Below are 11,012 nucleotides of genomic sequence, written 5' to 3' on the forward strand. Positions count from 1 at the left end.
GTCCGGTACAGGCTGGGCTTGGTGACGCCGGCGCGCCTGACGATCTCGTCGACGCCGATCGCCCGGATGCCTTCGCGATAGAACAGATCGCGCGCCACGTCGAGGATCTTGTCGGCAGCCTTCGGCGCCGGTGCCGTGCCGGCTCCGCTGATCGACGCTTCAATTTTATTGTCCGATGGCATTCAACAAACTCGCTTGACATTGTTACTGACCGGTACGTATGAATGGCGCCGCTCCATTGCAACGTACCGGTCAGTAACATGATAGCTCATTCCCGTCCCTTTGGCCAGCGCTACGCCTTCGTCGTCGTCGCAGTCATCTTCTTCTGCCTGCTGATCGCCGCCGGGCTTCGTTCCGCGCCGGCGGTCATGATGCTGCCGCTGGAAGAGAGCTTCGGCTGGCGGCGCGATGTCGTCTCGCTTGCCGCCGCTGTCGGCATCTTCCTCTATGGCCTCACCGGGCCGTTTGCCGCGGCGTTGATGGAGCGGATCGGGCTACGCCGCACGCTGCTTGCCGCGCTGCTGATCATGTCGGGTTCCACAGCGCTCAGCCTGCTGATGACCAAGCCGTGGCATCTGCTGCTCACATGGGGGGTATTTTCGGGCATCGGCTCGGGCGCGGTCGCCACCGTGCTCGGCGCCACCATCGTCAATCGCTGGTTCAAGACCAATCGCGGCCTGGTGATGGGGCTGATGTCCGCCTCGAGCGCGACCGGCCTGCTGGTGTTCCTGCCGCTGCTCGCCTCGTTGGCTCAGTCGGGAGGTTGGAAGCCGGTCGCCGTTGCCATCGCCATTGCCACGGCGGCTCTCGTGCCGCTGGTCTTTCTGCTGGTGCCGGAGCGCCCGGCTTCCATCGGCCAGGTGCGTTATGGCGCCGATGCCGACGACGTGCCGCCGGTGTCGCCGGCCGCGCAAGGCAATTTCCTGGCGCATACGCTGAACACGTTGCGCCGTGCCGCGGGAACCAGGGTGTTCTGGTACCTGTTCGCCACATTCTTCGTCTGCGGTTTCACCACAAACGGCCTCGTCGGCACGCACCTCATCGCCTTTTGCGGCGACATGGGCATCGGCGAGGTGCAGGCAGCCGGGCTGTTGTCGATGATGGGCATCTTCGACCTGATCGGCACGACGCTGTCCGGCTGGCTCACCGACCGTTTCGATCCGCGCAAGCTGCTTGGCGTCTATTATGCCGTGCGCGGCCTGTCGCTGATCTATCTGCCCTATTCCGGCTTCTCGGCCGTCAGCCTGATCATCTTCGCCGTGCTCTATGGGCTCGACTGGATCGCCACCGTGCCGCCGACGCTCAGGCTCGCCAACGAAGCTTTCGGCGACCGCAGCGGCCCGATCGTGTTCGGCTGGATCGTCGCCGGCCACCAAGTGGGCGCCGCGGCGGCGGCGGCCTTCGGCGGCACGATGCGCGAATTGCAGGGCAATTACGAGCTTGCCTTCCTGATCGCCGGCATGACCGGCATAGCCGCGGCCTGTATTTCGCTCTTGATCAACACGAGCAAGCCGGCTTTTGAGCCGGAACCGCAGGCGGCGTAAGCGCGACTTCCCCTTCTCCCGCAAGGGGAGAAGGGGAGAGCTGTGACCTGTTATCAAAATTTCATGGTTCCGATATGCGCCTGAAACATTGAGGCCGGAGGTTGGCGGTCCCGTTCAACGCCATCCGGAGACAGCCATGAACAAGCTCTCGTTAACCCGCCGCGCTTTCGTCACCTCGGCCAGCGCCTTTGGCCTAGTCGGCGCCTCCGGACTCGCGTTGCCTTACTATTCGCGCGCCAATCAGCGCCCGGCCTTCACCCACGGCGTCCAGTCCGGCGATATCGACGCCACCTCCGGCATGGTCTGGACCCGCACCGACCGGCCGGCGCGCGTGATGTACGAAGTGTCGACCACCGAAAGCTTCGCCGACGCCGTCAGGCTGGCGCCGCTCGATACCTCGCCCGCCAGCGACTATACGGTGAAGCGGCTGCTCACCGACCTCGCCGCCGACCAGGACATTTTCTTCCGGATGACGGCCGCCGATCTTTCCGACATCAACGCCATCTCCGAGCCGATCGTCGGCCGTTTCCGCACCGCGCCGGCGTCGAAGCGCGACGTGCGCTTCGCGTGGTCGGGCGACACCGCCGGCCAGGGCTGGGGCATCGACGAGACCGGCATGAAGACCTACTCCACCATCGCCAAGCACACGCCTGACTTCTTCCTCCATTCCGGCGACACGATCTATGCCGACGGCGCCATGAAGGACGAGGTCGACCTGCCCGGCGGCGGCAAGTGGAAGAACGTCGTCATGATCGACGGCAAGCGCAAGGTCGCCGAAACGCTGGACGAATATCGCGACCAGTGGAAGTACAACATGATGGACAAGCACGTGCTCGCGCTTAGCGCCATCTGCCCGACCTTCTACCAGTGGGACGACCACGAGGTGGTGAACAACTGGTCGGATTCGAAGGACCTGACGGCCGACAACCGCTACACGGAAAAATCCATCCATGTGCTGGCGGCCCGAGCGGCGCGCGCCTTCCATGAAATGACGACCATCCGCTACGAGCCTTCGGAACCGGGACGCGTCTATCGCAAGATCGCCCACGGGCCGCTGCTCGACGTGTTCTTCCTCGACATGCGCTCCTACCGCGGCCCGAACGGCCCCGACATGGAGGACACGCTGACGCCGAAGTCGCGCATGCTCGGCGAGCAGCAGACGCAGTGGCTGAAGCGCGAGCTGGCGAATTCCAAGGCGACCTGGAAGATCATCGCCGCCGACATGCCGCTCGGCCTCGTCGTCTGGAACGACGCGGCCAAAAAGGTCGGAGCCGAGGCGGTCAGCAACGGCGACAATGGCGCGCCGAAGGGCCGCGAGCTCGAATTCGCCGACCTGCTGCGCTACATCAAGACCGCCGGGATCACCAACACGGTGTGGCTGACCGCCGACGTCCACTACACGGCGGCGCATTACTACAATCCAGACAAGGCGCAGTTCCAGGATTTCAACCCGTTCTGGGAATTCGTCTCCGGCCCGATCCACGCCGGCACCTTCGGTCCCAACGATCTCGACATGACCTTCGGGCCCGAGCTGAAGTTCATCAAGGCGCCGAGCGCCGAGCAGGGCCAGAACCTGCCGCCATCAGCGGGCCTGCAGTTCTTCGGCCTGGTCGACATTTCCGGCGCCACCGAGCAACTAACGGTGCGGCTGATGGATCGCGACGACAACCAGCTCTACAAGGTCACGCTCGATCCGGTGCGGTCGGCTTAGGGTCGGCGCCAGGCAACCCTCTCTGTCCTGTCGGACTGTCCGTCACGGCAGAGGAGGGTGTGCCGGAGTGCTACCTTTGTCGATAGCCGTCGCAATATTAATCCGGATAGCAGGTCGCGGGAATGCTCGGCCAGACGGCGGTGTCGCAGTTGGCTGCCTTCTGGCGCTGCTTGAATGCGGCGCTGACCGGGCCGGTGACGATCGGGTCGACCCCGTCCGGGGCGTCGGCAAACATCTGCTGCGCGGTTTTGGCATCAGGGGGCGAGGGGTCAGCTTCTCTCAGGGCAGCCGCCGACTGCGCGGCGCCAGCCGCAACAAGCACGCCAAGCGCTGCCCACGCGAAAACCGGACGCAATCTGGACATCTGATCGGTCATGAACATGAAATTGCCCGGCCCCTCAAAGGTTCCGCCTTGGTTAACAGAATCATTTCACACCAAGACGTTTAAGAATCAGTGACCATTTATTTGGGGCGGGGCCTCCCCTTTCGCAATTGCGAAAAACCTTGTATGAGCCGCCCAACGAAAAAGGCGGCGCTTTCGGGCCTGCTGCCTGCAACGCTCCCGAGACCAGACAATGAACCTCCGCAATATCGCGATCATCGCGCATGTCGACCATGGGAAAACCACGCTCGTCGACCAACTCCTGAAACAGTCCGGCGCCTTCCGCGAAAACCAGCGCGTCGCCGAGCGCGCCATGGACTCCAACGACCTCGAAAAAGAACGCGGCATCACCATCCTGGCCAAGGCGACCTCGGTCGATTGGAAGGGCACCCGCATCAACATCGTCGACACGCCCGGACACGCCGACTTCGGCGGCGAGGTCGAGCGCATCCTGTCGATGGTGGATTCGGCGATCGTGCTCGTCGACGCCGCCGAAGGGCCGATGCCGCAGACCAAATTCGTCGTCGGCAAGGCGCTGAAGGTAGGTCTGCGGCCGATCGTCGTCATCAACAAGATCGACCGCCCGGACGCCCGTCACATCGAGGTGGTCAACGAGGTGTTCGACCTGTTCGCGGCGCTCGATGCGACCGACGAACAGCTCGACTTCCCGATCCTCTACGGCTCGGGCCGCGACGGCTGGGTGTCGGAAAATCCTGAAGGCCCGAAAGACCAGGGCCTTGCGCCGCTGTTCGATCTCGTCGTCAAGCATGTGCCGGCGCCGACGGTGCATCCCGGTCCGTTCCGCATGATCGGTACGATCCTCGAAGCCAATCCGTTCCTCGGCCGCATCATCACCGGCCGCATCGAGTCCGGTTCGCTGAAGCCCAACCAGGCGGTCAAGGTGCTGCACCATGACGGCACGCAGATCGAGACCGGACGAATCTCGAAAATCCTCGCCTTCCGCGGGCTCGAGCGCCAGCCGATCGAGGAAGCCCAGGCGGGCGACATCGTCGCCATCGCCGGCCTGTCGAAGGGCACCGTCGCCGACACCTTCTGCGATCCGAGCGTGAGCGAGCCGCTGCATGCGCAGCCGATCGACCCGCCGACGGTGACCATGTCCTTCCTGGTCAACGACAGTCCGCTTGCCGGCACCGAGGGCGACAAGGTGACCAGCCGCGTCATTCGCGACCGGCTGCTGCGCGAGGCCGAAGGCAATGTGGCGCTCAAGATCGAGGAATCGCCGGAGAAGGATTCCTTCTTCGTCTCCGGTCGCGGCGAGTTGCAGCTTGCCGTGCTGATCGAGACGATGCGCCGCGAAGGCTTCGAGATCGCCGTGTCGCGCCCGCGGGTCGTCATGCAGAAGGGCGATGACGGCCAGTTGCTGGAGCCGGTCGAGGAAGTCGTCATCGACGTCGACGAGGAGCACGCCGGCGTGGTCGTGCAGAAGATGTCGGAACGCAAGGCCGAGATGGTCGAGCTGCGCCCCTCCGGCGGCAACCGCCAGCGCCTTGTCTTCCATGCGCCGACCCGCGGCCTGATCGGCTACCAGTCGGAGCTGTTGACCGACACGCGCGGCACCGCCGTGATGAACCGGCTGTTTCATGCCTATGAGCCGTACAAGGGCGAGCTGCCCGGCCGCACCAATGGCGTGCTGATCTCCAACGAACAGGGTGAGTCGGTCGCCTATGCGATGTGGAACCTGGAGGACCGCGGCCCGATGATCATCGATCCGGGCGTCAAGGTTTACCAGGGCATGATCATCGGCATCCATTCCCGCGACAACGACCTGGAAGTGAACGTGCTGAAGGGCAAGAAGCTCACCAACATCCGCGCCGCCGGCAAGGACGAGGCGGTGAAGCTGACGCCGCCGGTCCGCATGACGCTGGAACGCGCGCTGGCCTGGATCCAGGACGACGAGCTGGTCGAGGTGACGCCGAAGACCATTCGGCTCAGGAAGCTCTATCTCGACCCGAACGAGCGCAAGCGCTTCGAGAAGTCGGCCAAGGTGATGGGCGCGGCGTAGGGTTTTAGCCCAGGCAGTTACTCAAGGGAGGGGGCATCGCTCCCTCTCTTTTCACTTCATGCACATGCGGCCGAAACGACAGCGTCACGGCCGGTCTCGCCGGAGAGGTCGACGCGTACCACCATGCCGTCGCGCACCGGCCTGCGCAGGGCTTTGGCGCCGCACGGTTCGATAGCGAGCAACCGCCGCGCTTCCCAGGCCTGCAGCCTCGACCGGGAGATGCCGAGCTCGCCGGCGAGCAAGCGGTCAAGCCGCAAGGGCGTTGCGGCATCGAGCCGAAGCTCAAGCCAAAGCGCCGTCGCGCCTTCCGGCCTGCCATCCAGCGGCTCCTTTCGCACCGTGACTTCGGGAGATTCTTCGATCCGCCCGACCCGATTTCTGAGCGCCACGGCATCGAAGCCATAGTGTCGGACCAGCGTCGGATCGTTGCGCTCCAGTGCAGCCATCAGCGCCGGTGCGATGTCGCGACGGTTGCATCGCTCGAAAATGGTTCGGTTCCAGGAATTGTCGCAGTCGGTGCAGCGATAGATCAGCCAGGCATCGATGCGCTTGCCGTTGGCGTTGACGCGGAACTTTCCGCTGCATTGGTAAGGTTTGACGCCGCCGCAGCGATTGCAGTTGATGAGAGGTCGAGGCGCGACTGCGGGCGCGACCACCCAGCGAATGCGCAAAGTTCGAGACATGCCGATAGGCCCTTCCCGTCGGGAAGTCCGTCAGCGCGGCAATGTCCGAGATGCCCATGCGGGCACGGTGTGGCGAAAGGCTGTAGTGGTTGAAAATCAGGCGCCCGCGCAATTGCGCGACGGCGGCTCAGCAATGCCAAACCGGTCTCGAGCCGCCGCCTGAAGAACACATGAAATGATGCAGGCGCCGCCAAAGCGCGCCTGCGCGTGCTTTCGGGGAGTAGACGAGACCGGCGTTTACTGAGGCAAAGTGAAACTCGAAATCGGGAAGGATCGGCTCTTCTAGCCGTGCGACGGCGGGCGGGCAAGACGAGTATGCCGCCCGCCGTGTTTCACTGTGACGACCTTCGGGCGCTTTGGCGCTACATCATCTCGATGATCGGCGCGACCTCGACGCTGAAGGCCGGGTTCATCAGGATCGGACAATCCCTTGCCTTGGCGACGGCATCGTCGATATCCTTCGCTTCGACGATCGTGTAGCCGGCGGTTGGATTGCTGCCGCCATTGTTCTCGACCACGCCGCCGGGCAGCACCGTTCTCGACATGCCGACAGGATTGCCGCCGTCGATCACAGCCGAACCCAGCTTGTCGTACCAGCCGGTCCAGGCATCCATCGCGGCTTTGCGCTCGGCCTCGTCGGTCGGCATCTTGCCGGAGCCGTGATAGACATAGAGAAATTTCGCCATGTTCTCCTCCCTTTTCGGCAGCGTCGAGCCGGGATGCGGCAGCGCCGCCTGGCGGTATGCGGCTATGCCGCAATCCGATATGCGGCTACGCCGCAATCCGATATGCGGGCTAACCGCAATCGTTGATCATCGACCCAAACGGCGGGGCGGGCAACGAGAAATTCGACGTTGCTAATGTGAGGCCGGTGAGCCTCACCTTGCCATGGCGTGGTATTCGGGGTTCGGTCGCATGTCGACCGCGGCGGCCACCCGGTTCGACATGTTGAAGAAGGCGGCAGTCGAGGCGATGTCCCAGATGTCGCGATCACTGAAGCCCACCTGTCGCAACGCGGAGCGGTCGGCCTCGACGATCTTGGCCGGCTCCTCCGTCAGCTTGACCGCGAATTCCAGCATCGCCGTCTCCCTCTCGGGCAGGCCGGCGGCGCGGAAATTCATCACCATCATCTCGCCAAGCGCGGGCTCACCGGAAAGCTGGCGCACCGCCGCGCCATGCGCGGTCAGGCAGTAGTAGCACTGGTTGATCGAGGAAACGGCGACCGCGATCATCTCGCGCTCCAGCTTCGACAGGCCGGACTCGCCCAGCATCAGGTCGTTGTACATGTCGGTGAAGGCGCGCAGCTTCTTCTCGTCGAAGGCGTAGGCCAGAAGCACGTTGGGCACGAGGCCGAGCTTTTCCTCGCATTTGGCGAAATAAGCCTTCGTCGCTTCGCTCAGCTCCGCCCGGGCCAGGTCGAGCGCCGTAATCCTGTCGGTCATATCCGTTCTCCTCGCAGGGTGAGCGTCGGTTCGATTTTCTTAAAGCGTCGTCAAACCTTTGTCGCCAAATAGCGCTCATCTGCTACCATAGACCCAAAAGCATGTGACGGGAGGGACTTCACATCATGGCCAGCCTGAAAACCGCAAGCCAGCCGAAAAAAACCAGTCCGGCAAAAGGAGGCGCGGCAAGGGCAGGCGAAAAGCCCGGCAGGCTCGCCGACTATCTCCTCGCCCGCACGCCGGCCGAAGACATCGCCGCCTATGACGTCGCCGACCTCGAACGCGCCGCCGATCTCGCCGGCCGGGCGGTCGCCAGGCACAGAAAGGGCGATTGCATCATTGCCATAGACGTGGATTCCGGCGTGACGCGCCAGGGCCGGCCGATGACGGTCATCACCGTCGTCAACGACAACATGCCGTTCCTGTTCGATTCCATCCTCGGCGAGATCACCGAGAGCGCCGGCGAGCCGCTTTTGGTCACCCATCCCGTCATCGTCGTCCGGCACGGCAAGAGCGGCATCGAGGAGATCCTCGGAGACGGCGGCTCCGTCAAGGGCGAAACCAGCCATGACCGGCTGAGCGTCGTCCACGTCCATATCGGCCGCCTTTCGGCGGATCAGGCCGAAGCCCTGGCCGGCCGCCTGAAGAAGCTGCTGGACCAGGTGCGCGCCGCCGTCGCCGATTGGAAGCCGATGCTTGCCCGGCTCGATCAGGCCATCTCGGAATTCCGCTACGCGCCGGTGCCGCTCGACAAGGCGCATGTCACCGAGGCGATCGCCTTCCTCGAATGGCTGCGAGACGACAATTTCACCTTCCTCGGCATGCGCGAGTTCAACTACACCGGCGGCGAGAAGAGCGGCATGCTGGAGCGCGCCGACAAACCCGGCCTCGGCATCCTCGCGGATCCCGACGTCCTGGTTCTCAGGCGCGGCACCGAGGCGGTGTCGACAACGCCGGAGATCCGCGCCTTCCTGCATGGGCCGGAACCGCTGATCGTCACCAAGGCCAATGCCAAGTCCCTGGTGCACCGGCGCATCTATCTCGACTATATCGGCGTCAAAACCTACACCGCCAAGGGCGTGCTTTCAGGCGAGCTGCGCATCGTAGGCCTGTTCACCTCGACCGCCTACACGCGTTCGGTGATGAAGATCCCCTATCTGCGCTCGAAGGCCGAGACGGTCATCGCCAAGTCCGGCTTCAATCCACATGACCATTCCGGCAAGGCGCTGATCAACGTGCTGGAGAGCTATCCGCGCGACGAGCTGTTTCAGGTTCCGGTGCCGATCCTCAGGAAGCACGCCGAAGCCATCCTCGGACTGATCGAACGGCCGCGCGTCAGGGCGCTGGTGCGGGTCGATCAGTTCGACCGGTTCGTCTCGATTCTCGTCTTCGTGCCGCGCGACCGCTACGACAGCGTCGTGCGCGAGAAGATCGGCACCTACCTGAAGACAGTATTTCAGGGCCGGCTGTCGGCATATTATCCGGCCTTCCCAGAAGGCGGGCTGGCGCGTGTGCATTTCATCATCGGCCGCTCCGGCGGCAAGACGCCGAAGGTCGAGCCGGCAACGATAGAGGCAGCGATCCGCGACATCGTGCGCACCTGGGACGATGCGCTGCGCGAAGCAGTGTCGGAATCGGGCGCCGATGCAACGCTTACGGCAATTGCCTCGCGCTTTTCGGAAAGCTATCGCGATTCGTTCTCGCCGGCCGTGGCGCTGGCCGATGCAGGACGCATCGCCAGGATCGATGCGGCCAATCCAATCGCCATCGACTATTACCGCCATGCCGACCAGAAGCCGCACCAGGCGGCGCTGAAGATCTATCACCACGGCAGTCCGGTGGCGCTGTCGCGGCGCGTGCCGGTGCTGGAGAATATCGGCTTCCGCGTCATCAGCGAGCGCACCTTCGAGGTTGGCGACGAAGCCTCCGGCATGGTGTTCATCCACGACATGGAGCTGGAGAACAGCTACGGCAAGCCGATCGACCTCGGCGACGGTGCGCTGTTCGAGGATGCCTTCCTGTCGGTCTGGCGCGGCGACGTCGACAATGACGGCTATAACGGCCTTGCCCAGACCGCGGGTCTCTGGTCGGGCGAAATCACGATCCTGCGCGCCTACGGCCGCTATTTGCAGCAGGCCGGTATCCCGCAGAGCCAGGATTTCATCGCCGCCGCGCTCAACCGCTATCCGGAGATCGCGCGCGGCCTGCATCAGCTGTTCGTTGCCCGCCTTGGCCCGACGGCCGAGACCGAGGGCGTGGTCGCCGCCAAGCACCTCAAGGCCAAGATCAAGGACGCGCTGGAAGAGGTGCCCAACATTGATGACGACACCATCATCCGTCGTTATCTCAACCTGATCGAAGCCTCGCTGCGCACCAATCATTTCGTTGCCGATACGAAAGACAAAGGACAGTCGCTGGCGATCAAGCTGGATTCGCAGGCGGTCGACGGGCTGCCGGCGCCCCGCCCCTGGCGCGAGATCTTCGTCTACGGCTCGGAGGTCGAGGGCGTTCATCTGCGCTTTGGCCCGGTGGCGCGCGGCGGCCTGCGCTGGTCTGACCGCGCCCAGGACTACCGCACCGAGGTGCTGGGTCTGGTCAAGGCGCAGCAGGTCAAGAACGCGGTCATCGTGCCGGTCGGCGCGAAGGGCGGCTTCTATCCGAAGAAACTGCCGATGAGCGCCGGCCGCGACGCGATCTTCGAGGCCGGCACTTCGGCCTACAAGAATTTCGTCTCCAGCCTGCTTTCGATCACCGACAATATCGGTGTCGACGGCATCATCCCGCCGGCCGGCGTGGTGCGGCGCGACCAGGATGATCCCTATTTCGTCGTTGCCGCCGACAAGGGCACGGCGACCTTCTCCGATACGGCCAACGCCATTTCGGAGACGCACAATTTCTGGCTGGACGACGCCTTCGCCAGCGGCGGCTCGGCCGGCTACGACCACAAGAAGATGGGCATCACCGCCAAGGGCGCCTGGGAAGCGGTGAAGCGGCATTTCCGCGAGATGAACCGCGACATCCAGACCGAGCCCTTCACGGTCGTCGGCGTCGGCGACATGTCGGGCGACGTGTTTGGCAACGGCATGCTCCTGTCACCGGCAACCAAGCTGATCGCCGCCTTCGACCACCGCGACATCTTCATCGACCCCGACCCGGACATGGCGGCCTCGCTGGCCGAGCGCCAGCGCATGTTCGCGCTGCCGCGCTCGTCGTGGCAGGACTATGAC

General features: G+C 64.0%; 9 protein-coding genes. 4 read left to right on the forward strand and 5 right to left on the reverse strand.

Annotated elements, in window-relative coordinates; translation table 11 throughout:
* A partial coding sequence (locus tag EOA60_RS05730) for a helix-turn-helix domain-containing protein (RefSeq protein ID WP_164899199.1) occupies positions 1-182 on the reverse strand: 182 nt, incomplete at its 3' end.
* Between the two features lie 78 nt (positions 183-260).
* On the opposite strand from EOA60_RS05730, the gene EOA60_RS05735 reads away from it, so the two are divergent.
* The gene (locus tag EOA60_RS05735) at positions 261-1,544 is read left to right on the forward strand and encodes an MFS transporter (RefSeq protein ID WP_095799700.1); all 1,284 of its coding nucleotides are present in this window, start codon (positions 261-263) and stop codon (positions 1,542-1,544) included.
* Positions 1,545-1,680: 136 nt separating this feature from the next.
* Positions 1,681-3,255 (forward strand): alkaline phosphatase, encoded by a 1,575-nt coding sequence (locus tag EOA60_RS05740; protein WP_095824170.1) that lies wholly within the window; start codon positions 1,681-1,683, stop codon positions 3,253-3,255.
* A gap of 97 nt (positions 3,256-3,352) precedes the next feature.
* Here the strand turns inward: EOA60_RS05740 and EOA60_RS05745 are convergent, their stop codons facing one another.
* Positions 3,353-3,637, reverse strand: coding sequence for a hypothetical protein (locus tag EOA60_RS05745; protein WP_245475361.1), 285 nt, complete (start codon positions 3,635-3,637; stop codon positions 3,353-3,355).
* Positions 3,638-3,830: 193 nt separating this feature from the next.
* On the opposite strand from EOA60_RS05745, the gene typA reads away from it, so the two are divergent.
* On the forward strand, positions 3,831-5,660 hold the full coding sequence (gene typA, locus EOA60_RS05750) for a translational GTPase TypA (protein WP_067001463.1): 1,830 nt from the start codon (positions 3,831-3,833) through the stop codon (positions 5,658-5,660).
* A gap of 56 nt (positions 5,661-5,716) precedes the next feature.
* On the opposite strand, the gene EOA60_RS05755 is transcribed toward typA, so the two are convergent.
* The 3 genes from EOA60_RS05755 to EOA60_RS05765 all read right to left on the reverse strand — a co-directional run bounded on the left by EOA60_RS05755 (position 5,717) and on the right by EOA60_RS05765 (position 7,785).
* Entirely contained in the window at positions 5,717-6,343 is a 627-nt protein-coding gene (locus EOA60_RS05755) for a DUF1062 domain-containing protein (protein ID WP_067324929.1), read from the reverse strand.
* Between the two features lie 362 nt (positions 6,344-6,705).
* The gene (locus EOA60_RS05760) at positions 6,706-7,029 is read right to left on the reverse strand and encodes a hypothetical protein (RefSeq protein ID WP_127215287.1); all 324 of its coding nucleotides are present in this window, start codon (positions 7,027-7,029) and stop codon (positions 6,706-6,708) included.
* A 192-nt stretch (positions 7,030-7,221) separates the two neighbouring features.
* Positions 7,222-7,785 (reverse strand): peroxidase-related enzyme, encoded by a 564-nt coding sequence (locus EOA60_RS05765; RefSeq protein ID WP_127239475.1) that lies wholly within the window; start codon positions 7,783-7,785, stop codon positions 7,222-7,224.
* A 125-nt stretch (positions 7,786-7,910) separates the two neighbouring features.
* Between EOA60_RS05765 and EOA60_RS05770 the strand changes: the two genes are divergently transcribed.
* The coding region (locus EOA60_RS05770) for an NAD-glutamate dehydrogenase domain-containing protein (protein ID WP_164899200.1) at positions 7,911-11,012 on the forward strand (3,102 nt) is incomplete at its 3' end.

The organism is Mesorhizobium sp. M1A.F.Ca.IN.020.06.1.1 (assembly GCF_004023265.1).
GTDB lineage: Bacteria > Pseudomonadota > Alphaproteobacteria > Rhizobiales > Rhizobiaceae > Mesorhizobium.